This window comes from Diaphorobacter sp. HDW4A (assembly GCF_011305995.1).
GTDB lineage: Bacteria > Pseudomonadota > Gammaproteobacteria > Burkholderiales > Burkholderiaceae_C > Diaphorobacter_A.
Genome location: NZ_CP049910.1, coordinates 5640619 through 5663697, shown reverse-complemented (window position 1 = coordinate 5663697; position 23079 = coordinate 5640619). Strand labels below are relative to the sequence as shown.

Sequence of the window (23079 nt, the reverse complement as noted above, 5' to 3'; positions counted from 1 at the left end):
CATCTCCGAGCTCAGCGCGCGCTTCGGGCCATTCGCCCGGGAGCAGTGGGCGCAATGGCGGCTCATGATGAAGGAGCCCTTCTTCAAGCTGGGCGTGACCGACATGATGGGCACCGGCATCGGCATTGCCGCCTGGGGCCTCGTGACCGGCGTCGCCATGGTCAAGAGTGGCCTATCGGTACCGCTTTCGATCTTCATGTCGCTGTTGATCTACGCAGGAAGCGCCCAATTGGCGGTACTGCCGCTGCTGGTCGCAGGAGCGCCACTCTGGGTGATCTGGCTCACCGCGATTTGCGTGAATCTGCGCTTTGTGATTTTCAGCCAGATGTGGCGCAGCTATTTTCATGAACTCCCACGCAAAAAGCGCCTTCTGCTTGCATATTTCAGCGGAGATGTCATTTTTGTCGGCTTCATGAAGCGTTTCCCCGATCCCAAGCCCGGCCCGGGCCAGATTGCCTATTTTTCAGGCGCGGCCTCGACTAACTGGATGATGTGGCAGATCCCGTCCATTGCAGGCATGTTGCTCGCCAATGCGATTCCGCTGTCCTGGGGCCTCGGCTTCGCCGGTGTGCTCGCGCTGCTCGGCATTCTGCTGTCGATGATCAACGACCGCTTCACCGTGCTCGCCACGGCAGTTGCCGGGACGGCGGCGGTGGCGGCGTTTGCACTGCCGCTCAAGATGAACATTCTGGTCGCCGTGGTCGCGGCCGTGGCGGCAGGCCTGATGTTCGAATCGGCGGACCGCCACATGAAGCGCCTCAAGATCCGCCAGACCGCCGAAGCCAGACTCGACGAGGAACGCAAGGACGCGGATGCCAGCTCTGCCCCCGACGAAAAGTCCGAGGAGCGCCGCCCATGATCTGGTACACGCTTGAAATGATCATCGCGACGATTGGCCTCGCGGTCATCACCGTGGTCACCCGCGCGTTCTTCATGATTTCGGACAAGGAACTGCCCATGCCTGAATGGCTGCGGCGCGGCCTCAAGTACGCGCCGCTGGCCGCGCTCAGCGCCGTGATCGTCCCCGAGTTGTTCATGACGCAGGGCCAATTCATCCACACGCTAATGGATGCGCGCCTGCCCGCGCTCGCCGGAGCCGTGATCTATTACTACACCAAGCGCGGCATCCTCGGCACGATTCTGGTGGGCATGATCATCTATCTGCCGTTACACATCGGGCTCGGCTGGTAAGGCTCGAAAGCGTCCTTTTCCGCACCCGCCGGTCTGGAACCAAGCCCCGTGTCAGCCTTGCCACCTACAATCGGCGGCAGTTTTATGTCCGCGCCGTGACAACCCCCAGTGACGCGGTGCCGTTCCCATCTCCCTAGAAACCACCATGCATATTCTTCGTTTCTCCGACATCTGCGCTCAGGGCAAGGCCTCCGGACAGCGCGTTTTCATTCGTGCCGATCTGAATGTTCCGCAAGACGATAGCGGCAAGATCACAGAAGATACGCGCATTCGTGCCTCGATTCCCTGCATTCAGATGGCGTTGGACGCTGGTGCCGCCGTGATGGTCACAAGCCATTTGGGCCGTCCCACCGAAGGCGAATTCAAGCCCGAAGACTCGCTGGCACCCGTCGCCAAGCGCATGTCCGAGCTCATGGGCCGCGAGATTCCCGTGGTCTCCAACTGGGTCGACGGCGTCGAGGTACAGCCCGGCCAACTCGTGATGCTGGAAAACTGCCGCCTCAACAAGGGCGAGAAGAAGAACAATCCAGAGCTGGCCCAGAAAATGGCCCAGCTCTGCGACATCTATGTGAACGACGCTTTCGGTACCGCCCACCGCGCCGAGGGCACGACCTACGGCATCGCCGAATACGCCAAGACCGCCTGCGCCGGCCCGCTGCTGGCCGCCGAAATCGACGCGATCACCAAGGCGCTGGCCAATCCCAAGCGCCCGCTGGTGGCCATCGTCGCGGGCTCCAAGGTCTCGACCAAACTGACCATTCTGCAAAGCCTGTCGAAGAACGTGGACGGCCTGATTGTGGGCGGCGGCATCGCCAACACCTTCATGCTGGCTGCGGGCCTCAACATCGGCAAGTCGCTGGCCGAGCTCGACCTGCTGGGTGACGCCAAGGCCGTGATCGAATCCATGAAGGCGCGCGGTGCCGAGGTGCCGATCCCGACCGACGTGGTGGTCGCCAAGAACTTCGCGTCCGATGCCGTCGCCACCGTCAAGAAGGCCACCGACGTGGCTGACGACGACATGATTCTGGACATCGGCCCCGAAACCGCCGCCAAGCTGGCCGCCCAGCTCAAGGCAGCAGGCACCATCGTCTGGAACGGCCCGGTTGGCGTGTTCGAGTTCGACCAGTTCGCCAACGGCACCAAGGTCGTGGCCCAGGCCATCGCCGAATCGAGCGCCTTCAGCATCGCCGGTGGTGGCGACACGCTGGCCGCCATCGCCAAGTACGGCATCGAGAAGGATGTCGGTTACATCTCCACCGGCGGCGGCGCATTCCTTGAAGTCCTGGAAGGCAAGACCCTGCCCGCCTTCGAGATTCTGCAGAAGCGCGCTGGCTGATTCCGCAGCACCGTCCTGAGACCAGCGAGGGCGTACCAGTTACGCCCCTTTTGCTTTTTGATTTACCCGTCAACATCAACGTAAGAAACTGCGAACAAAACAACAGAAATACTGTGTCACCATGCACTTACCCATAATTTCTCTTGTTTTTTGTAACGTCTCTGCCCAAAATCTATAGCGATCCTGGGAGTGTTGTTTTTCGCTCCCATCATTTAATGGTATGGAGGGAATGATGGCTATTTACCAAAAGCTCGGCCTTGCAGTGGCTGTCGCTGGCATGGCTGTGGCACTGACCGGCTGCGGCACACCGCCGGTACCACTGACAAAGAATTTCGCTGAATCAAGCCAATACAAAGTCCGCGCCGCCGGACATTGGGACGCCATGTCGCGCGACGTCGCGGCACGCACTCGTGACAACCTGGCGCGTTCCGGCTTCAATGCCGACGCACCGCTGTACGTGGCACTCCCCCCCAACGCCAGCGCGTTTGACAACGGTTTTCGTGACCTGCTGATCACCCGCCTGATCGACGCCGGCGCCAAGGTCCAGGCCGTGCCGAGCCAGCAGCTTGAGGTCACCTACAACGCGCAGGTCGTGAAGACGGCCGGCCACGCCAATGTGGGCGGTTATTCCGACGAGCCTCATTCGTCGAGCTCGAACACCGAAGTGATCCTCACGACGACCGTGACCAACAACGGCATGTTCGTCTCGCGTGAATCCGACGTGTACTACCTTGCCAACGTGGATGTGCCGCTGTTCGCCAAGTCGACGCATTTCCGTCCGGTCAACATGAAGGTGGTGGGCCAATGAAGATGATTCGCAGCAAGATCGCTCTCGTCGTCGCAGCGGCTTCCGTACTGGCAGGCTGTTCGGTCTTCAGTCCCGACCCCGTGGCCGTGCGCGCGGAGCCCACCTACAAAGACGCCAACGACAACGCCTTCCTGAACAGCAGCAAGGATGCCGTCGGCAAGCTTCTGGCTGGTCTGGCACCCGATGCCGTTGGCCCTGGCCCCGTGCTGGTCGCCACCATCGTGGACGTGAACGACACCGGCCGCGCTGCCCCGCTGGGTCGCACGCTGTCCGAGCAATATGCCACCAACATGGCGATGGCCGGTTTCAACGTCAAGGAAGTCAAGCTGCGCGGTAACGTGTTCGTGCGCGAAGGCACCGGCGAGCTGATGCTGTCGCGTGAAGTGCGCGACATCGCCCGCCAGCACAACGCCGTGATGGTGCTCGTGGGCACCTACTCGCCCGCAGCCGCCTACACCTACGTGAGCACCAAGCTCGTGCGCACCGAAGACAGCCGCATCATCCGCGCCTATGACTACGCCCTCCCCATGGACCGCGACGTCAAGCGCCTGCTGGGCGCGCCACGCTGATCACTGACGGACCATCACAAAGAACAAAACCGCCTCCGGGCGGTTTTTTCTTGGGCAATCAAAAGCAAACAGGTTTTCCAAGGACAAGGTCAGCAGCGCAAGCAGCCTCCGACTCACCAGCCCCAATGACGATATAGGCCCTCAGGCGCGACACCAAGCCGCAGACAGTACGGGCGACGTTGAATAAGTCACCGCGTTTTGCGCGCTCCGAGTTGGGATGAGCTGCAAGGCGCAAAGCACAGCAATAGCAGTAGCTATTGCGAGCATTTGCAACGCCGCAGATCGCCCAAATCGGAGATGCGCGGAACGCGAGTGACTAATTCAGCGTTGCCCCAATACGGCAAGGCTTGGCAACAAAGCATGAGGGCCTGTATCGTCACCTCAAAACGAGTACTGCTGAAGCCCTCAATAAGTCCAGCTTCGTCATCGCGCAAAAACAATCCCCAAAGCCGAATAATCAACTCTTGCGTGCAGGCCAGAGGACGGAGGCGATGGCTACCATCATGAGTGCTACGGCGGTCCAATCCTGCCAGTGGAGAACCTCTCCAAGCCACACCGATCCGCTGAACACCCCGATCACCGGAATCAACATCACGCTAAGCGTTGACGCCACAGGCGGCAGCGTGCGTGCGAGAAAGAACCACGTCACCTGCGCAAACCCCAGCGCAAGAAACGCGTTGTACAGGATGCCGAAGGTGGCGGGCCCATCGGGCGTCACCCATTGGTCGTGCTCGAAGATCACCGCCACGGTCACCAGCACGCAGCAGGCAATCGCAATCATCCAGAACGCCAGCGTGAGCAGCGGCACGGGCATATGTGTGCGGCGCAGCAGCTGCGTGCCCACGGCCCAGCTCAGCGCCGAGATCAGCATCAGCCCCACGCCGAACGGACGGCTGCCGAGCGAGCCCATTTCGTGCCAGAGCAACAGCAGCACGCCTAAAGCGGCAGCTGCCACGCCCAGCCAGCCACGCCCGGCCAGCTTGTCCTTGAAAAACAGACTGCCCACCACGGCCGAAAAGATCGGCATGGTGTAGGCCAGAATCGCCGCGCGGCCGCTCGAGAGATTGGGAATCGCCAGAATCATCAGGCAGTGCCAGAGCACCACGTTGGGAATGGCCAGCTTGATCAGCGCACCCCAGTATTCGCGCGGGATGCGAAACGACGCCTTTTGCAGCCACACGGCCAGACCGATCACGGGCAGGCCCATCACCAAAGAGATTGCGCGGAAGGTAAGCGGAGGGAAATGTGCGATGCCTTGCTTCATCACGGGCCAGTTCAGACCCCAGATCACGGTGAGCAAGACCAACAGCACCAATTGGCGTCGTGTAAGCGTTGGCATAGGGGGCGATTCTGCCTGCCCATGGAAGAAATTGCCTGTCCCACTAAAATTGCGCCCATGACCTTCACCGAAATGCTGCGCGACGCCACGACGCAAAACCAATCTCTGCTGTGCGTGGGCCTGGATCCCGAACCCAGCCGCTTCCCGCAAGCCATGCGCAACGACCCGCGCAAGATCTACGATTTCTGCGCCGCCATCGTCGACGCCACGGCCGATCTGGCCAACTCGTTCAAGCCGCAGATCGCCTACTTCGCAGCCCATCGCGCCGAAGACCAGCTCGAGCGCCTGATGCAGCACATGCGCGCCACCGCTCCGCACGTGCCGGTGATTCTGGATGCCAAGCGCGGCGACATCGGCTCCACCGCCGAGCAGTACGCCAAGGAAGCCTTTGAGCGCTACGGTGCCGATGCGGTGACGCTCTCCCCCTTCATGGGCTTCGACTCGGTCGAGCCCTACCTGAGATACCATGGAAAGGGCGCATTCCTGCTGTGCCGCACCTCCAATCCCGGCGGCAACGATCTGCAGGCTCAGCGTCTGGCGGACGTGGTAGGCCAGCCGTTGATGTACGAACATGTGGCGGCACTCGCGCAAGGTCCATGGAACAAGAACGGCCAGCTCGGCCTCGTGGTCGGAGCCACCTACCCCGCCGAAATCGAACGCGTGCGCGCCCTGGCTCCCACGCTGCCGCTGCTGATCCCGGGTGTCGGTGCGCAGGGCGGTGACGCGGTCGCCACCGTGCGTGCGGGCCTCACGCAAGAAGGCATGATCGCCGTGAACTCTTCGCGTGCGATTCTCTATGCATCGTCCGGCGACGACTTTGCCGCCGCCGCGCGCCTGGCCGCCCAGACCACGCGCGACACGCTCAACGCGGCACGTCCGTAAGAGACGAAGAGAGCCCGGCCATGCAACTCAAATGGCTGGAAGACTTCATCACGCTCGCCAAAGAGCGCAGCTTCACGCGCGCGGCCGAGTTGCGGCATGTGACGCACCCGGCCTTCGGCCGCCGCATCCGCGCGCTTGAGGCCTGGGCCGGAACACCGCTCGTCGCACAAGGCAGCGGGCCCGTGCGGCTCACACCAGCGGGCGAGGCATTTCTGGAAACGGCCGAGCAGCTCACCCGCAACCTCACCGAATCCCGCGCCGAGCTGCAGACCATCGCTGGGCGCCATGCGCGATCCGTCACGCTCGCCACCGGACGCACGCTAGCCCGCACCGTCGTCGCCGATTGGCTGATGCGCGTTCGCACCCTGCTGCTCGACGGCGAGCTGCACATCCTCACCGACTCGCTGGAAGAAACCGTCAAGGCGCTCCAGCACGGCGATGCCGACTTCGCCGTGCTGTTTCACCATCCCGCACTGGTCGTGCCGCTCGACGCCAGGCAGTACTCCCACGCCACCATCGCATCCGACAAGCTCGTCGCGCTGTCCCAGGCCCTGACCTCCGGCGAGCCACGCCACGCTTTCAATCTCAACGCGCCTACGCCCTACGTTGCTTATGCGCGCAGCCTCGCGCTTGGCCGACTGGTCGAAGACCACCTCGCCCACCACCCCGCCGCGCCGAAACTCCAGCGATTGATGGAATGCGACTCGCCCGATGCGCACCATGAATACGTGCTCAAGGGGCTGGGCATGTCTTGGTTGCCCTGGTCGCTGGCGCATGCCGACGTGAAGGCGGGGCGCTTGGCCCGCGCTGGGGACAAGCGAATGGACATACGCTTTGACGTGCGGGTGTATCGGCCTAAACGCAAGCTCTCTGCGCTTGCGGAAAGTATGTGGGGGGAGTTGGCGAAACCTTGAACGGTTTCGCCGTGGGGTGGGGTGAATGTGTTGGTGTTTGATTTCTTGCTGGCTTCTGCTGGGGGGTTGCTTACGGGGGCCGGGAGTTCCGCACGGCGGCGGAGTAACTTTTTGGTCACGCCCAAAAAGTCACCAAAAATGCGTTTTCAATACCCGCGGCAGAACTCACTTTGCGACTGCGTCGCTCCGTTCGGGCAACCGCCGCGAGTCAGAATTTTCATAAGAGGTGCTTTCGGCACATCGCTGCGCTCGTGCTGTGCATCTCGCGACTTCGCGAGATGCTGGAGTGTAAGAGCCCTGTGATTTGCTGGCTGCCGCGAGATCATCCTTGCGCAAAAGAGCAGCGGGCATATGCACCCAACCCAACTCTGCAAACGCCCCGGCACGAGCGCAGCGATGTGCCGAGCACACCTCTTCCAATCTGATTTCCGGCGGTTGTCCGAGCAGAGTGACGAAGGAACGCCGCGAGTTCCGCCGGATGACTTCAAAGCGCATTTTTGGTGACTTTTTGGGCAAGACCAAAAAGTTACTGCCCCGCCGGGGGCAGTCCCGGCCTCTGCCCTCAAATCCCCCACCTCTGTTCGCCAAGCACCCCCTCCAACGACATTCAAACAAAAGAAGCACCGCTCCGTGCCATTTAAGCACCACAACACAAACAACACATCCGCAAAATCCGCTTCATCAACCAAAAAGAACGAAACGGACCACACTCCATGACGAGCCCCCACCCCATGCCCCGCCGCCGTGCAGCCACGACCCTGGCCAGCAGCCTCTTCACGTTGCTGGCAACAACGGCCTTCCCCGCCCTCGCCGAAGACCCCGCCGCCTACCCCACCAAGCCCATCACCATCGTCGTCGGCTACCCGCCCGGAGGCAGCACCGACCTGATGGGCCGCCTCGTCGGCACCGAGCTCTCCAACCGCCTCGGTCAGCCCGTGGTGATCGAGAACGTCGGCGGTGCGGGTGGCACCATCGGCGCGCAGAAGGTGGCGAATGCGGCGGCCGATGGCTACACGCTGTTGGTCGGTGCGAACAACGAACTGGCGATCGCCAAGCTCGTGACCAAGAATGTGAAGTACAGCCTCAACAACTTCACGCCTGTGGGCTTGATCGGCTCGCAGCCGATGGTGCTGGTGGCTTCCACCAAATCCGGTGTAAAGAACGCCAACGAGTTCACGCAGCTCGTGAAGAAGAACCCGGGCAAGTTCAGCTACGGCAGCTCGGGCGTGGGCACGGCGCTGCATCTGGCCGGTGAGATGACCAAGGAACAGGGCGGGCTGTTCATGACGCACATTCCCTATCGCGGCGTCGCACCGCTCACCAACGATCTGGTGGGCAACAACATCGACTTCGGCGTGTTCGTGCTCTCCAGCGGCCTCCCGCACATCAAGTCCGGTAAGGTGATCGCGCTCGGCACTACCGAGGCCAAGCGCTCGCAGGCCACGCCGGACATTCCAGCGCTCTCCGAATTCCCGCAGTTCAAGAACGTGGACATCACCTCATGGTTCGCGCTCATGGGGCCGGCCAACCTGCCCCAGCCCATCGCTGCCAAGCTCAAGAAAGCGCTCAACGAAGCCCTGCAGTCGCCCGACTTCCGCAAGAAGATGGAAGCGGCCGGTTCCGGCGTGGCATCGCCCGATGTGGACATGGGCAAGTTCCTTAACTCCGAAATCGCGAAGTACACCAAGATCGTGAAATTCGCGAAGATCGAGGAATAAGGAAGGCAGATAAGCATGACCGATACATTGAAGTTTGAACTGCCCGCGCCCGACATCAGCGCTATTCGCGCGGGCAACACCGGCACCGAGGGCGTGTGGCATTTCGACTCCGGCAAGCCCGGCCGCCACGTGCTGATCAGCGCCCTCATCCACGGCAACGAACTTTGCGGCGCATGGGCACTCAAGGGCCTGCTCGAAGCGGACGTAAAGCCCGAACAGGGCAAGCTCACGCTCGCGTTCTGCAACATCGACGCGTTCGACCAATTTGATCCGCTGAACCACGATGCCTCGCGCTTCGTCGAGCAGGACATGAACCGCCAGTGGAGCGACGAGCGCATCGACGCCGCCGACACCGCAGAACGCCGCCGCGCCGCTGCGCTGCGCCCGTTCATTCAACAAGCGGATTGGGTACTCGACCTGCACTCCATGCACGAGCCCAGCGCCCCGCTCTCGCTCACCGGCGTGCAGCCACGCAATCTGGAACTCGCCATACAGATGCGCTCGCCCGAGCACATCGTCATCGACGCAGGCCACAAGGACGGCACCCGCATGCGCGACTACGGCCGTTTCAATTTGCCCGACGCAGAGGCAGGCGACTCGCGCACGCTGCTCATCGAATGCGGCTTCCATGGCGACCCCCAAAGCCGCGTGGTCGCGCAAGACATGTGCGCACGCTTTCTGGAAGCCTCACAGATCGTCTCCAGCAACACGCTCGCAGCCCGACTCCCTAACTGGAAACAGCCCGACGCCCCCCGCCAATGGGCACTGGAAGTGACCGGCCCGGTAGTGGCCAAGAGCGAGCACTTCACCTTCACCGAGCCCTTCACAGGTCTTGAGGTCATCGAAAAAGCGGGCACCGTGATCGGCAACAACGACGGCGAACCCGTCACCACGCCCTATGACGACTGCGTCCTCGTCATGCCCTCCACCCGCCAAGCCCGCAACGGCGTGACGGTAGTACGCTTCGCGCGCAGACGCCTGGTCAGTTGATAGAACGACCGACTAAAAAGAAAAGTCAGGAAGACGCTGGGCACTCGATGCCCAGCTCTTTCAGTTCCTCATCGCTGAACACCCGCGAGCGCGTATGAAACGCCTTCCCCGTAGGCCCTTCCAGCGACAGCGTGCCGCCATGCCCCTCGATCACATCGATGATCAGCTGCGTGTGCTTCCAGTACTCGTACTGCGCAATCCCGATGTAGAACCGACACCCACCAATCACCCCGAGAAACACATCCCCCGCCCCCATCGTGATCTCGCCGGGCAGATAGCAATTGGCCGCACTGTTGTCGCAGCATCCACCCGACTGATGGAACATCAGCTCAGGCCCATACTGCAGTTTGAGTTCTTCGATCAGCGCAAGCGCCGCATCGGTAGCGATGACTTTGTCGACCATGGTGAGCCTCAAAAAATGGTGCCATTTCAAACGCCGCCGTCACCCTCGCCCGCAAGCGGGAGAGGGAGGCACGAGCGAAGCGATGTGCCGAACGCACCTCTTAGGAAACCTCTGACTCGCGGCGGTTGTCCGAACGGAGCGACGCAGTCGCGCAGTGAGTTCTGCCGCGTGACCCCGTATTCAAAAGCGCATTTTTGGTGACTTTTTGGGCAAGACCAAAAAGTTACTGCCCCGCCGGGGGCAGTCCCGGCCTCCGCCCTCACCACCACAGCAACCGCTGAAAATCGCAAACAAAACCCCTCGCCCCACCCTCCCCCGCAAGCAACCGAGAGAGGGCGCAACTTCCAGCAGAAGCAGTCGAGCGCTCAGCCTCAGAAGAACCCGAGCTTGCTCTCGCTATAGCTCACCAACAGATTCTTGGTCTGTTGGTAATGGTTCAACATCATCCCGTGATTCTCACGCCCGATGCCCGACTCCTTGTACCCACCAAACGCCGCATGCGCAGGATAAGCGTGATAGCAGTTCGTCCACACACGACCCGCCTTGATCGCACGCCCCATGCGATACGCGACATTGCCGTTGCGCGACCACACGCCAGCGCCCAGACCGTACAGCGTATCGTTGGCAATCGCCAGCGCCTCGGCCTCATCCTTGAACGTGGTCACCGCCAGCACCGGGCCGAAGATTTCTTCCTGGAAAATGCGCATCTTGTTGTGACCCTTGAACAGAGTGGGCTGCACGTAGTAGCCCCCCTCCAGATCACCGCCCAGCCTGGCCTGTTCACCACCGATGAGCACCTCCGCGCCCTCTTGCTTTCCGAGATCGAGGTACGACAGGATCTTGGTGAGCTGCTCCTTGCTCGCTTGCGCACCCATCATGGAATCGGTGTCCAGAGGATTGGTGTGCTTGATGGCGGCCACGCGCTTGAGCACGCGTTCCATGAACTTGTCGTAAATGCTTTCCTGGATCAGCGCGCGGCTCGGGCAGGTGCAGACCTCGCCCTGATTGAACGCGAACAGCACCATGCCTTCGATGGCCTTGTCGAGGAAGGCATCGTCCTTGTCCATGATGTCGGCAAAGAAGATGTTGGGCGACTTGCCGCCGAGTTCCAGCGTGGCGGGGATCAGGTTGTTGGCGGCGGCCTGAGCGATCACGCGGCCGGTGCTGGTCGAGCCCGTGAAGGCGATCTTGGCGATGCGCTTGCTGGTGGCCAGCGGCATGCCGGCTTCGCGGCCAAAGCCGTTGACCACGTTGAGCACGCCCGGAGGCAGCAGATCGGCGATCAGCTCGATCAGAATCAGCAGGCTGATGGGCGTGCTTTCGGCGGGCTTGAGCACGATGGCATTGCCCGCAGCCAGTGCAGGTGGAATCTTCCACGCAGCCATCAGGATAGGGAAGTTCCACGGAATGATCTGGCCCACGACGCCCAGCGGCTCATGGAAGTGATACGCGACCGTGTTGTCGTCGATCTGGCTGATGCCGCCCTCCTGCGCGCGCAGTGCACCGGCAAAGTAGCGGAAATGGTCGGCCGCCAACGGAATGTCGGCATTCAGCGTTTCGCGGATCGCCTTGCCGTTGTCCACGGTTTCTGCATAGGCCAGCAGTTCCAGATTGGCTTCGATACGATCGGCGATCTTCAGGAGAATGTTGGAGCGCGTGGCCACATCGGTCTTGCCCCAGGCGTCTGCCGCCGCATGTGCCGCGTCCAATGCCAGTTCGATGTCCTCTGCCGTGGAGCGCGCCGCCTGCGTGTAGACCTTGCCGGTCACCGGCGTGATCACGTCGAAATACTGGCCCTTCACAGGCGCAACGAACTTGCCGCCGATGAAGTTGTCGTAGCGTGCCTTGTAGGCGATCTTGGCGCCAGCCGCGCCGGGTGCTGCGTAAACCGTCATGCTCGTAGTCTCCAGAATTGCAGGTTGATTGGCTCTTGAGTCACCTGAAATCAGGTGGACTCATCGGACAGGTCGCCGTTGCGCCTGCCGATGCCACTGCTTACTCAAGACCCGTGCCAGATCGATTGCCGCGCTCAATCGCTTGATTTCATTGGGATTTGCGGATGCACGCACCCACTGCGCCGAGTCGCGCGCTGCGCGCTGCAATGCTCCATGCCACGACAACTGTCACGAAACGGAACACCCGGGCTGGGACACTGTGCTCAGTGTCCCAGCCCGCTGTGGTCACCCCTTCACATACCGCTGCAGATAACGCCCCGTATGGCTCGCCGGGTTCTGCGCCACTTCTTCCGGCGTGCCCGTGGCCACCACCATACCGCCGCCTGCGCCGCCTTCCGGGCCCATGTCGATAACCCAGTCAGCGGTCTTGATGACGTCGAGGTTGTGCTCGATGACAACAATGGTGTTGCCCGCGTCGCGCAGTTGCAGCAACACCTTGAGCAGCAGGTCGATGTCGGCGAAATGCAGGCCGGTCGTGGGTTCGTCGAGGATGTAGAGCGTGCGGCCCGTGTCGCGCTTGGAGAGTTCCTGCGCAAGCTTCACGCGCTGCGCCTCGCCGCCCGAGAGCGTGGTCGCGCTCTGACCGAGGCGGATGTAGGACAGCCCCACGTCGAGCAGCGTCTGCAGCTTGCGCGCGATGGTCGGCACGTCCTTGAAAAAGGCGTGCGCGTCCTCCACCGTGAGGTCGAGGATCTGCGCGATGTTCCGGCCCTTCCAGAGCACTTCGAGCGTTTCGCGGTTGTAGCGCTCGCCGTGGCAGACATCACACGGCACATAGACGTCGGGCAGAAAATGCATCTCCACCTTGACCACGCCGTCGCCCTGGCAGGCCTCACAGCGGCCACCGGCCACGTTGAAGCTGAAGCGGCCCGGCCCGTAGCCGCGCTCGCGCGCGGTGTTGGTCTCGGCCATGAGTTCGCGGATCGGCGTGAACAGGCCGGTGTAGGTCGCCGGATTGCTGCGCGGCGTGCGGCCGATAGGCGACTGGTCGACGTTGATGCACTTGTCGAAGTAGTCAATGCCCTCGATGGATTCGTGCGGCGCGGGTTCCTCGTGCGCGCGGTAGAGCTGGCGCGCGACGGCGGCGTACAGCGTGTCGTTGACCAGCGTGCTCTTGCCCGAGCCCGAGACGCCGGTCACGCAGGTGAGCAGCCCCACGGGGAACTCCGCCGTCACGTTCTGCAGGCTGTGGCCGGTGGCGCCGTTCACGCGCAGCGCCTGCAGTCGGCCCTGCGTGGCGCGGTGCACCTCCATGCGCTCGGCTTTGCGGCGGCTCGCGGGGGTTTCGGGAAAGCGCGATTTAGGCGCCTTCTCGGGCGCTGCAGGCAGGTCGGATTCGAGCACCGGCTGCCATGGCGTGCGGCGCTTGGGCACCGGAATGCTGAGCTTGCCAGAAAGGTATTGGCCGGTGAGCGATTTGGGCTCGGCGCAGAGCTCGTCATAGGTGCCCTGCGCCATCACCTGGCCGCCATGCACGCCCGCGCCCGGCCCCATGTCCACGCAGTGGTCGGCGGCGCGGATCATGTCCTCGTCGTGCTCGACCACGATCACGCTGTTGCCGATGTCGCGCAGGTGCTGCAGCGTGCCGATCAGGCGGTCGTTGTCGCGCTGGTGCAGACCGATGCTGGGCTCGTCGAGCACATACATCACGCCCGTAAGGCCCGATCCGATCTGGCTGGCCAGGCGAATGCGCTGCGCCTCGCCGCCCGAGAGGGTTTCGGCGCTGCGGTCGAGGCTCAGATAGTTCAGCCCCACGTCGTTCAGAAAGGTCAGGCGCGAGGCGATCTCGCGCACGATCTTGTCGGCAATCTCGGCCTTGGCGCCGCCAAGCTTGAGGTTCCGGAACCAGGAAAGCGAATCCGACAGCGTGCGATGGCTGATCTGCTGAATCGCGAGCGCCTCGTCGCCCTCGCCCACCTTCACATGGCGGGCCTCGCTGCGCAGGCGCGCGCCGTGGCAATCGGGGCAGGCCTGCGTGCTGCGGTAGCGGGCGAGGTCTTCGCGCACCACGGACGAATCCGTCTCACGATAACGCCGCGCCATGTTCGGCAGAATGCCTTCAAACGGATGGTTGCGCAGCACCGGCTTGCCCTTGTTCGGGCCGCTGTCGATCAGGTACGAGAACGCGATTTCCTCAGTGCCCGAACCATGCAGCAGCACCTCGCGCACGCGCTCGGGCAGTTCTTCGAACGGCGTTTCGACATCGAAGCCGAAATGCCTGGCCAGGCTCTCCAGCATCGCGAAGTAGTAGCCGTTGCGGCGGTCCCAGCCCTTGATCGCGCCGCTGGCCAGACTCAGCGAGGGAAACGCCACCACGCGCGCCACGTCGAACACTTCCTGCTGGCCAATGCCGTCGCAGCTTGGGCAGGCACCGGTCGGCGAGTTGAATGAAAAGAGACGCGGCTCCAGTTCGGGCAGCGAATAGCCGCAGACCGGGCAGGCGAACTTGCTCGAAAAAAGGTGCTCCTTTTCAGAATCCATCTCCAGCACCAGCACGCGGCCATTGCCTTCGGCGCCGCCCACACGCAGCACAGCCTCGATGCTTTCGGCCAGGCGCTGCTTGGCGTCTTCGCGCACCCGCAGGCGGTCGATCACCACGTCGATATCGTGCTTCTCGGTTTTCTTCAACTGCGGCAGGTTTTCGAATTCATAGACCGTGCCGTCGACGCGAAAGCGCACATAGCCGAGCGCCTGCATCTGCGCGAACAGCTCGTTGAACTCGCCTTTCTTCTGCCGCGCCACCGGGGCCAGCAGCATGATGCGCGAATCCTCCGGCAACGCGAGCACCGCATCCACCATCTGGCTCACGGTCTGCGAGGACAGCGGCAGCCCGTGGTCCGGGCAAAACGGCGTGCCCGCACGGGCGTAGAGCAGGCGCAGATAGTCGTAGATCTCGGTGACCGTGCCCACCGTGGAGCGCGGGTTGTGGCTAGTGGCCTTCTGCTCGATGCTGATAGCGGGCGAGAGGCCCTCGATCAGATCGACATCGGGCTTGTCGAGCCGCCCGAGAAACTGCCGCGCGTAGGTCGAGAGGCTTTCCACATAGCGCCGCTGGCCCTCGGCATAGAGCGTGTCGAACGCAAGGCTGGACTTGCCCGAGCCCGACAGCCCCGTGATCACCACAAGCTGATCGCGCGGAATGTCGAGGTCGATGTTCTTGAGGTTGTGCGTGCGCGCGCCGCGGATGCTGATGCGCCGCTCGCGCAGCGACTGCGCCAGATAGCGCCCGTTGGGGGCCTCTTCAGGATTCAACGGCAGGGACTTGTCTTGCTTGGAGGGCATGGAATCTCAAATCTCAAACATCGCAGGCGAACCGGACATCATAGGTCACCGTCTCATCAACTGCACAGCCCCGCACGATTCAAGCCTATTGCACGCGACAGTCCCTACCAAACCGCACACTCAAGCACAATTTAATTTCAAACGATATAATTACAAATGAAATTAAATAAAAAAAGCGATGACCACCATGAGCCTCGACTCCCGCCTTGAACGCATTCTGGCTGGCAAGCCCAAGCCCTTGCTGGACGCCGTCACCGCCTCCCGGTTGCTGTTGCACAGCGCCGTGCTGCTGGAACAGCGCGTAAACGAGGCGCTCGCGCCCCACGCGCTGCACATGAAGGAATATCTTGCACTCAATCTGCTGGCCGATAGCGTGCATGAACCGCTTCGGCCATCGTCGCTCAGCGTGTCGCTCAACGCGACGCGCACCCAGGTCACCCGGCTGCTGGACGGGCTGGAGCAGCGCCGACTGGTCATGCGCTCGGCCGATGCGCAAGATCGCCGCAGCCTGCAGTTGCAGCTCACGCAGCAAGGCATAGCCCTGCTGGCGCAGGCCATGCCGCTGGTGCAGGCGGTCTATCTGCAGATCTGGTCGTCCATCGGCGACAGCGCCACACATGCCATGCAACTGCAACTGCGCCAAGTGCACGACCGTCTCCAGACCATGGACACTGCTACCGCAGACTGAAACACCATGAAAGCGGCACGCTGGCAACATTTTCTGCACCGCGAAAAGCAGCTTCTGCTTATGTGGCTGCTGGGCGCGCTCGCGGGCATGGAGTTTCTTGAAAACGGCATGTTCGTCTTCGCCTCCTCGCATATTCTGGGCGGCATCGGCATCGCCCCGCGCGAGTTTGCCCAGGTGCAGGCGGCCTATGCCATCGGCAGCATGTTGATGATCGCCATGCAGCAATGGCTCTCGCGGCATTTCGGCTACCGCCACTATCTGCTGGCGGCGCTGCTGCTCTATGTACTCGGAGATCTCGCGTCGGCCAACGCCAGCAATCTGGCGGAGCTCACGACCGCGCGGCTGGTGCAGGGCCTCGGCGGCGGCGCGTTCTTCATCAGCACGCGGGTGCTGATTCCGATGCTGTTCTCCCCCACGCTGCGGCCCAAGGCGACTCGGGTGTACATGCTGAGCATCTTCGGCGTGGGTGCGCTCGGGCCGGTGTTGTCGGCCTGGCTGGTGGAGAATTGGGGCTGGCGCTGGGTGTTCTGGGTGGTGCTGCCGCTGGCCGTGGTGATCGCGGCGGGCGTGCGCTGGCTGCTGCCCCGGCATCTTGGGCGCAGCAGCACGCCAGTGAAGTTCTCGGTCGCGCCGGTGCTGCTCTTTGTGCTGGCGATCGGCTGCGTTCAGTGGAGCTTTTCCGAAGCCAAGTACGAGCTGTTCGACAGCCCTGAACGCCTCGCGTTGGTGATCCTGACCGGCGTGCTGCTGCTCGGCCTCTTCGGTATCCACCAATGGAAGCATGACGAGCCGCTGCTGCACCTGCGTGACCTCACCCACCCCGGTTTTCTCGTGGGCATTGCGCTGTATGCGCTCTACTACTTCATCGTCAACTTCAGCAACTACCTGTTCCCGCAGTTCGCCGAACAGGGCCTGAGCATTCCGCTGATCACCACTGGCTGGCTCAACAGCTTCTCGGCGCTCATCAGCCTCGTCGTCGCCATCGGCTATATCAAATACGCGGCCAAGGTCACCAACAAGCGGGCGCTGATGATGTCCGGCTGCGTCGCCATGGCCGGTGCCTCGTTCTGGCTCAGCATGGTGCCGCCCGATGCGCCGATCACCGCACTGTATGGCGCGCTCGTCATCAAGGGCTTCTTCGGCGTACTGATGGTGCTTCCCGTGGCCGCGCTCACCTTCCGGGCACTCGAGGCCAAACACTTCGCCAAGGGCTACCAGAGCAAAAACATCATGCGCCAGATGATGGCCTCGTTCGCCTCCGCCGTCGCCGCCGTGGCGCTGCAGGACAGCCGCTTCATTCAGCACAGTAACCTGATCGAACGCCTCACGCCCTCCAATTCGACCGCCGTGTCCTGGCTTGCCAGTACGCAGGCGCATTTCGAACAGCTCGGCTACTCCGCTGCTCAGGCGCACACCGCCGCGCTCGCTCAGCTGAGTGCCGTCGTCGAGCACCAAGCGCTGCTTATAGCCTGCCAGAGCCTCTACCAATGGCTTGCCGCCGTGGCCGCCATAGCTGCGGTGGTAGTGATGTTGCAGCGACATCTGCGCTGATGTCGCTCACTTAGCCCCCGGACAGTCCAAGGCATTGGCCGCTGGGGCAGGATGGGCTTCGTTCTGCCCACCCACACTCTTCCGTGCGCAATCTCTTTGTCCGCCCCACCACCAACTCGAATGCCCGGCCCCGCTCACGCTGGGTGGCGGGGGCCATCCTGTGCGCATTGGCGCTGGCCTTCATCGTGCTGGGACACGAGGGGCGCAGGATCACTCAACTGCTGGTGCTGCTGATGCCGCTTGTGGCCTTGCTGTGCCTTCCAGTGCAAGGCATTGCGGCACGGCGGCTGCGCGGCGCGGCGGTTTGGCTGTGGGTGATGCTGTTTGTCTTTGATGGCGTGGCGCGCGGCTACCTGCAGGACGCCTATCAGGCTGCCCCCAATGGAGCCATGGTGCTGGGCGCTGCCGCCAATACCAACCTGCGCGAGGGCAACGAATACCTGCTCGCCCATTGGCGCGCGCTGCTCACCTGGGGCGGCTTGCTGCTGCTCGCCGCATGGGTGGCGTGGCTCGCGGTGCTGCGCTTGGGCACACTTGATGACGTCGCCAGCACAGCGCCGCGCCCGCTGCGGATCGGACTCGTGCTGCTGCTGATCGTGACCCTGCTGGCCTATTCAAGCAAGCCGTGGAGACGCCTTCACCCCGTGGCGTTCTGGAGTGAATGGGTGCAGTCCGTGCAGTCCTTGCGCGCCGAATGGGGCAACCAGCACCAACAACGCACGCAGGCGATGGTCAACGCCGAAAGGCTTTCGCCCCAAGTGACGGACTCGCAGCCCTCCACTGTCATGCTGGTGATCAGCGACAGCGTGAACCGCGACAACATGTCGCTCTACGGTTACGCACGCGACACCACACCGCAACTGCAAGCGCTGCAACAGGGCGCGGGCGAGCAGATGCTGGTGCTGCGCAACGCGTGGTCGGTGGAGGCCAGCACGCTACCCTCGCTGCACCGCATGTTCAATATCCCCGTGCAAGGCGAATCACCCAGCCAGCATCTGCTGGCGCTGGCCAGGCAAGCAGGCTACCGCGTCTGGTGGGTGAGCAACCATGACGACCTCGCCATCGAGCAGCAGCATGCGCAACTCGCCAATGTCGTGCAACTCGTGAACCGCACACCGGGACGGTCCAGCGAATCGCTGGACGGTGAACTGCTCGATGAGGTGCAGACGGCGCTCGCCGATCCGCACGAGCGCAAGCTCATCGTCGTGCATCTGTTGGGCACGCACCCCCACTACCGGCTGCGATTTCCCGACAACCAGAACCCATTCGATGACCACGCCGATGCGGTGGACCGGCAGCTTGCAGCGCAGGGCCGCCCAGGATGGCTGCGCAGTTTCCGGCACGAGTATGACGCTGCGCTGCTGTACCACGACGGCGTCGTCGCCCAGCTGCTGCGCATGACGCAAGCCGAGGACAGTCGTGCGGGCGGCGAGAAAGATCAGCGCAGCGCCTGGATGTACCTGTCCGACCATGGGCAGGAAGTCGGCCACACCATCAACCATGCCGGCCACAGCCAGAGCACGGCGTCGGGTTTCCGCATCCCCGCCATTCTGTGGCGCGACGAAGCGTTTACGACCGATGAGCAAGCCCGGGCCATCGTGCCGTTTCGCAATGACTGGGCGGCCTTCACGCTGGTCGATCTGATGCGACTGCAGTGGCATGGTCAATTGAGCGAGCGCGATGTGCTGTCCCCCGGATACGTCTGGCAGGCCCCGCAATTGCCCGCCATGGTCGCATCCTTTGAGCGATGAGAAGCCACGCTGCCTGTCACCATACTGCACCCATCCATCGGACATGGCAGAATCCAAGGCATTGCGGGATCGCCCGATCCCTGCTCCGACTCTGGTGCACCTGATGGCACCTGGAGTCAGAATCCACTCTTTGTCTGCGTCAGCTCCCCCGTGCCGGATAATTCCTCGACCACTTCTTCGCCAGACTCCACCAAGATGACGCCGCTGGAGCGCCGCTCCAGCATCAGCCTCGCGCTGATTTTTGCGCTGCGCATGCTCGGTCTGTTCCTGGTGCTGCCGGTGTTCGCGCTCGAAGCGCGCAAATACCCCGGCGGTGACGATCCGGCCATGGTGGGCATGGCCATGGGCATTTACGGGCTCACACAGGCCTTCCTGCAGCTACCGGTAGGCATCGCCTCCGACCGCTTTGGGCGCAAGCGCGTGATCGTCATCGGCCTGCTGGTGTATGCGGCCGGCAGTCTGGTCGCGGCCATGGCGGACTCGCTCAACGGCCTGCTCATCGGCCGTGCGCTGCAGGGAGCCGGTGCCGTATCGGCCGCCGTGACGGCGCTGCTCGCTGATCAGACACGCGACAGCGTGCGCACCAAGGCCATGGCGCTGGTGGGCGGCAGCATCGGGCTGATGTTCGCGCTGGCACTGGTGCTGGCGCCTGCGCTCACAGCGCTGGCGGGGCTTTCGGGCCTGTTCGGCATCACCTGCGCACTGGCGCTGGCGGGCGTGGCCGTGATCATCTGGGTCGTTCCTCCCGAACCCGCACGCCACGCCGATGCACCACACGGCCGCGCCATCGACGCCTGGAAACATCCCGATCTGCTGCGCCTGAACTTTGGTGTGTTCGTGCTGCACACCGTGCAGATGTCAATGTGGGTGGCCGTGCCCGCGCTCATCGTGCAGGCGGGCTTGCCCAAGAGCGAGCACTGGCACATCTATCTGCCTGCCGTCGTGCTGTCGTTCGCCGCGATGGGCGGCCTGTTCTCGATGGAGCGCAAGGGCCGCCTGCGCGCCGCGCTGCTCGGCGCAATCAGCCTGGTGCTGATCGTGCAGGTCGCACTGGGGCTGCTGTACTCCTCGGGCAGCACACCGCCGCTGGCCGTGATGGGCGTGGTGCTGTTCGTTTTCTTCTGCGGCTTCAATGCGCTCGAGGCGACGCAGCCCAGCTTGGTCTCGCGCATGGCCCCGGCCCATCTGCGCGGCGCGGCACTTGGCAGCTACAACACGTTGCAGTCGCTCGGCCTGTTCGCGGGCGGTGCTCTCGGCGGGCTGCTGATCAAGTCGCTAGGCGCACCCGGCCTCTTTGGCGTGACCGCAACCATGTGCGCGATCTGGCTGCTGGTGACCTGGCCGCTGCGCCCCCTTGGGCGCGCCGAAGCCGCCAAGGCGGCCAGCCAGAGCACTGCCAACAATATTCCTGCTGCACACTGAGGGACGCCGAAAGAGCGGCCCCCATCCGCTCCCGGCTTGGTGCACAATCTCCCGTTCAGGCGCGCTACTCAAACTCCATTTGGCGCGCAAATTCAACATTTTTCGAAGGTATCTGCAGCATGGCATCCGTCAACAAAGTCATCATCGTCGGCAATCTGGGACGTGATCCCGAAATGCGCACCTTCCCCAGCGGCGATCAGGTCGCCAATGTCACCATTGCCACCACAGACCGCTGGCGCGACAAGAACACCGGTGAAAACCGCGAATCCACCGAATGGCACCGAGTCGTCTTCAATGGCCGTTTGGCCGAGATCGCCGGCCAGTACCTGCGCAAGGGCTCGCAGGTCTACGTAGAAGGCAGCCTTCGCACCCGCAAGTGGACCGATCCCCAGAGCGGCCAAGAACGCTACGCCACCGAAATCCGCGCTGACCAGATGCAGATGCTGGGCAGCCGTCAGGGCATGGGCGGTGGTAGCGGCGGCGGTGGTGGCGGTTACGAAGACAGTGGCTACGGCGGTGGCGGCAACGATGGTGGCTACGACGCGGCCCCCTCCCCAGCACCCCAGCGCCGTGCAGCCCCCGCTCCCATGGCGGCACGCCCGGCTCCGGCCCCTGCGCCGCGTCCGGCCCCCGCACCGGTGCAACAGGCTCCGCGCGCGAATTCGGGCTTTGACGACATGGATGACGACATCCCATTCTAACCAGCAACTTACAGGTTTTCTGTTGATTCAAAGCCCGCTCTTCGAGAGAAGACGGGCTTTTTTTCTATCAACATAATTGTTTCGTGATTTAATTAAGAGGAGCTCAACTACGAATTTACGAAAGTGGTGGATAGATGGCGCAATACGTCGCAAAGCGCATTCGGTTTAAAAACGGCGAGCATTTCTCTATCTTGAAGGGGCCTGATGGTCTACCGGTTCATGCGGTGACGTTGTTCCTGCAGAAGTGGCGCAGAAGGGGAAGAGCAGCCAACACCATTCATTCTGTTTGCCAGTGCCTCGCGCTGCTCTATCGCGAGCTTGATACGGCCCCACGCATCGACCTCTTGGCACGTGTGCGCGCAGGAAACTTCCTATCCTCCAGTGAACTGAATCGCCTCGCAGACGTAGCTCAGTACGCCATGGATGGCCTATCCCATGAAGATGAACCTGAAATGGGTAAGCAGGTTATCAACCTCAAGAATGTGCGCATGCGCCGCAGTAAGCAATCGAATGCAGGTAAACCGGTAGGAAAAGCTAATCACGCCAACCGAATTCGTTATATGGCGGAGTACTTAGGTTTTGTCGCGAACTACTACGCTGCCTCGCTCTCTCGCCCCTTGCGACAGCAATTGGTACAAGAGTCTGGGGAGGCTTTGAAGTCTTTCTTGACGCAGGTTCCAAAGGTTTCTAAGCGCGCGCGGCTAGGGGCACGCGAAGGCCTGTCCCAAGAAGACCAAGAAAAACTGTTGGCGGTCGTTGATGTAACCAGTCATAAAAACCCTTGGAAGCGTGGGTTTGTAAGAAACCGGAATCGGGTGATTGTGATGCTTTTGCTTGCAACAGGTATGCGTAGCGGGGAACTGCTTGGTCTGCAAATAGGTGATTTAAAGACGCAGCTATCTCAGCTTGGGGTGTTTAGGCGCGCAGACGCTATAGAGGACCCTCGGACTGCACCAGTCAATACAAAAACGAACGACCGTGAGATTGAATTGCGTCCTGCCATCATGCAAGCGCTTATGGAACATATCCGTATGGACCGAAATCGCATCCGGGCTGCACGAAAGTTCCCTCAAGTATTTGTTGCTCAAGATGGTCAACCCTTGTCCCTGCGGAGCATCGGGAAGATTTTTCAACAGTTGCGCACCGCATGCCCTGGCTTACCCGTACGACTGACAAGTCACGTCATGCGGCACACATGGAACGAAAGATTTTCTGAAGAAGCTGACCGTTTAGGACTGACTGAAGAAGAGGAGATTCGAGCTCGCAATGAGCAACAAGGTTGGGCCGATAACTCCAAGAGCTCACTTATCTATACGCGTCGTAACACCCGCCGCAAAGGGCGAGCGGTCGCACTGAAACTTCAAGAAAAGCTAGATGGCCCAAACATCTGAAAAGAAAAAATATGCTCTGGCGCAGTCAATGCCCGAGCGAGTCTTTACCCGTAGTAATACATTCTTTGACCCTAGGTCTGACGTTTGGGAGTGGGCAGATGGCCCGTACATTGCTCGCATCGATTTTCAAACACTCCCCCCTTTGGGGCTTCGCACAAGACCTCACTAAAGTTTGCACTCTTGCCTTA

General features: G+C 62.1%; 19 protein-coding genes. 15 read left to right on the top strand and 4 right to left on the bottom strand.

The genetic code is table 11. The annotated features are described in order from the left end of the window. Positions 1-64 precede the first annotated feature (64 nt). From G7047_RS25835 to G7047_RS25815, 5 genes are all read left to right on the top strand, one after another. Positions 65-859 carry an AzlC family ABC transporter permease gene (locus G7047_RS25835; RefSeq protein ID WP_240939591.1) on the top strand — a complete coding sequence of 265 codons (795 nt, stop codon included), beginning with the start codon at positions 65-67 and terminating at the stop codon, positions 857-859. Further along, positions 856-1191, top strand: coding sequence for an AzlD domain-containing protein (locus G7047_RS25830; protein ID WP_166311179.1), 336 nt, complete (start codon positions 856-858; stop codon positions 1189-1191). Before G7047_RS25835 ends, G7047_RS25830 begins: the two co-directional genes overlap by 4 nt. 145 nt (positions 1192-1336) lie before the next feature. Then, positions 1337-2527, top strand: coding sequence for a phosphoglycerate kinase (locus G7047_RS25825; RefSeq protein WP_166311178.1), 1191 nt, complete (start codon positions 1337-1339; stop codon positions 2525-2527). A gap of 232 nt (positions 2528-2759) precedes the next feature. Further along, complete coding sequence (locus G7047_RS25820) at positions 2760-3335, top strand: hypothetical protein (protein ID WP_166311177.1); 576 nt, start codon at positions 2760-2762, stop codon at positions 3333-3335. Next, on the top strand, positions 3332-3904 hold the full coding sequence (locus G7047_RS25815) for a FlgO family outer membrane protein (protein ID WP_166311176.1): 573 nt from the start codon (positions 3332-3334) through the stop codon (positions 3902-3904). Before G7047_RS25820 ends, G7047_RS25815 begins: the two co-directional genes overlap by 4 nt. 457 nt (positions 3905-4361) lie before the next feature. Here the strand turns inward: G7047_RS25815 and G7047_RS25810 are convergent, their stop codons facing one another. Then, complete coding sequence (locus G7047_RS25810; protein ID WP_166311175.1) at positions 4362-5243, bottom strand: DMT family transporter; 882 nt, start codon at positions 5241-5243, stop codon at positions 4362-4364. Positions 5244-5300: 57 nt separating this feature from the next. Between G7047_RS25810 and pyrF the strand changes: the two genes are divergently transcribed. The 4 genes from pyrF (at position 5301) to G7047_RS25790 (ending at position 9747) form a co-directional block, all read left to right on the top strand. Next, positions 5301-6125 carry an orotidine-5'-phosphate decarboxylase gene (pyrF, locus tag G7047_RS25805; protein WP_166311174.1) on the top strand — a complete coding sequence of 275 codons (825 nt, stop codon included), beginning with the start codon at positions 5301-5303 and terminating at the stop codon, positions 6123-6125. A gap of 20 nt (positions 6126-6145) precedes the next feature. Then, positions 6146-7039, top strand: a complete 894-nt coding sequence (locus G7047_RS25800) for a LysR family transcriptional regulator (RefSeq protein WP_166311173.1) — start codon at positions 6146-6148, stop codon at positions 7037-7039. Positions 7040-7770: 731 nt separating this feature from the next. Next, positions 7771-8757, top strand: a complete 987-nt coding sequence (locus G7047_RS25795; RefSeq protein WP_371813904.1) for a Bug family tripartite tricarboxylate transporter substrate binding protein — start codon at positions 7771-7773, stop codon at positions 8755-8757. Positions 8758-8772: 15 nt separating this feature from the next. Then, positions 8773-9747, top strand: coding sequence for a succinylglutamate desuccinylase/aspartoacylase family protein (locus tag G7047_RS25790; RefSeq protein WP_166311171.1), 975 nt, complete (start codon positions 8773-8775; stop codon positions 9745-9747). Positions 9748-9772: 25 nt separating this feature from the next. On the opposite strand, the gene G7047_RS25785 is transcribed toward G7047_RS25790, so the two are convergent. The 3 genes from G7047_RS25785 to uvrA form a co-directional block, all read right to left on the bottom strand. After that, positions 9773-10150: a DUF779 domain-containing protein gene (locus G7047_RS25785; protein WP_166311170.1), complete on the bottom strand. Its 378-nt coding sequence runs from the start codon at positions 10148-10150 to the stop codon at positions 9773-9775. Between the two features lie 371 nt (positions 10151-10521). After that, a complete protein-coding gene (locus G7047_RS25780; protein WP_166311169.1) occupies positions 10522-12045 on the bottom strand; it encodes an aldehyde dehydrogenase family protein in 1524 nt (507 codons plus the stop codon). A gap of 285 nt (positions 12046-12330) precedes the next feature. Beyond that, positions 12331-15387 (bottom strand): excinuclease ABC subunit UvrA, encoded by a 3057-nt coding sequence (gene uvrA, locus G7047_RS25775; RefSeq protein ID WP_166311168.1) that lies wholly within the window; start codon positions 15385-15387, stop codon positions 12331-12333. Between the two features lie 187 nt (positions 15388-15574). On the opposite strand from uvrA, the gene G7047_RS25770 reads away from it, so the two are divergent. The 6 genes from G7047_RS25770 to G7047_RS25745 all read left to right on the top strand — a co-directional run bounded on the left by G7047_RS25770 (position 15575) and on the right by G7047_RS25745 (position 22891). Then, positions 15575-16075, top strand: a complete 501-nt coding sequence (locus G7047_RS25770; protein ID WP_166311167.1) for a MarR family winged helix-turn-helix transcriptional regulator — start codon at positions 15575-15577, stop codon at positions 16073-16075. 6 nt (positions 16076-16081) lie between these two features. Next, positions 16082-17626, top strand: coding sequence for an MFS transporter (locus G7047_RS25765; protein ID WP_166311166.1), 1545 nt, complete (start codon positions 16082-16084; stop codon positions 17624-17626). Positions 17627-17709: 83 nt separating this feature from the next. Then, entirely contained in the window at positions 17710-19377 is a 1668-nt protein-coding gene (locus G7047_RS25760) for a phosphoethanolamine transferase (protein ID WP_371813827.1), read from the top strand. A 195-nt stretch (positions 19378-19572) separates the two neighbouring features. Next, entirely contained in the window at positions 19573-20799 is a 1227-nt protein-coding gene (locus tag G7047_RS25755) for an MFS transporter (protein WP_166312264.1), read from the top strand. Positions 20800-20918: 119 nt separating this feature from the next. Next, on the top strand, positions 20919-21500 hold the full coding sequence (ssb, locus tag G7047_RS25750) for a single-stranded DNA-binding protein (protein WP_166311165.1): 582 nt from the start codon (positions 20919-20921) through the stop codon (positions 21498-21500). Between the two features lie 134 nt (positions 21501-21634). Further along, positions 21635-22891, top strand: a complete 1257-nt coding sequence (locus G7047_RS25745; protein ID WP_240939269.1) for a site-specific integrase — start codon at positions 21635-21637, stop codon at positions 22889-22891. Positions 22892-23079 lie beyond the last annotated feature (188 nt).

Bases quoted from the DNA above. Each gene is read 5' to 3' on its own strand.
- G7047_RS25835 (WP_240939591.1), top strand. From the start codon at position 65: ATGATGAAGGAGCCCTTCTTCAAGCTGGGCGTGACCGACATGATGGGC.
- G7047_RS25830 (WP_166311179.1), top strand. From the start codon at position 856: ATGATCTGGTACACGCTTGAAATGATCATCGCGACGATTGGCCTCGCG.
- G7047_RS25825 (WP_166311178.1), top strand. From the start codon at position 1,337: ATGCATATTCTTCGTTTCTCCGACATCTGCGCTCAGGGCAAGGCCTCC.
- G7047_RS25820 (WP_166311177.1), top strand. From the start codon at position 2,760: ATGGCTATTTACCAAAAGCTCGGCCTTGCAGTGGCTGTCGCTGGCATG.
- G7047_RS25815 (WP_166311176.1), top strand. From the start codon at position 3,332: ATGAAGATGATTCGCAGCAAGATCGCTCTCGTCGTCGCAGCGGCTTCC.
- G7047_RS25810 (WP_166311175.1), bottom strand. From the start codon at position 5,243: ATGCCAACGCTTACACGACGCCAATTGGTGCTGTTGGTCTTGCTCACC.
- pyrF (WP_166311174.1), top strand. From the start codon at position 5,301: ATGACCTTCACCGAAATGCTGCGCGACGCCACGACGCAAAACCAATCT.
- G7047_RS25800 (WP_166311173.1), top strand. From the start codon at position 6,146: ATGCAACTCAAATGGCTGGAAGACTTCATCACGCTCGCCAAAGAGCGC.
- G7047_RS25795 (WP_371813904.1), top strand. From the start codon at position 7,771: ATGCCCCGCCGCCGTGCAGCCACGACCCTGGCCAGCAGCCTCTTCACG.
- G7047_RS25790 (WP_166311171.1), top strand. From the start codon at position 8,773: ATGACCGATACATTGAAGTTTGAACTGCCCGCGCCCGACATCAGCGCT.
- G7047_RS25785 (WP_166311170.1), bottom strand. From the start codon at position 10,150: ATGGTCGACAAAGTCATCGCTACCGATGCGGCGCTTGCGCTGATCGAA.
- G7047_RS25780 (WP_166311169.1), bottom strand. From the start codon at position 12,045: ATGACGGTTTACGCAGCACCCGGCGCGGCTGGCGCCAAGATCGCCTAC.
- uvrA (WP_166311168.1), bottom strand. From the start codon at position 15,387: ATGCCCTCCAAGCAAGACAAGTCCCTGCCGTTGAATCCTGAAGAGGCC.
- G7047_RS25770 (WP_166311167.1), top strand. From the start codon at position 15,575: ATGAGCCTCGACTCCCGCCTTGAACGCATTCTGGCTGGCAAGCCCAAG.
- G7047_RS25765 (WP_166311166.1), top strand. From the start codon at position 16,082: ATGAAAGCGGCACGCTGGCAACATTTTCTGCACCGCGAAAAGCAGCTT.
- G7047_RS25755 (WP_166312264.1), top strand. From the start codon at position 19,573: ATGACGCCGCTGGAGCGCCGCTCCAGCATCAGCCTCGCGCTGATTTTT.
- ssb (WP_166311165.1), top strand. From the start codon at position 20,919: ATGGCATCCGTCAACAAAGTCATCATCGTCGGCAATCTGGGACGTGAT.
- G7047_RS25745 (WP_240939269.1), top strand. From the start codon at position 21,635: ATGGCGCAATACGTCGCAAAGCGCATTCGGTTTAAAAACGGCGAGCAT.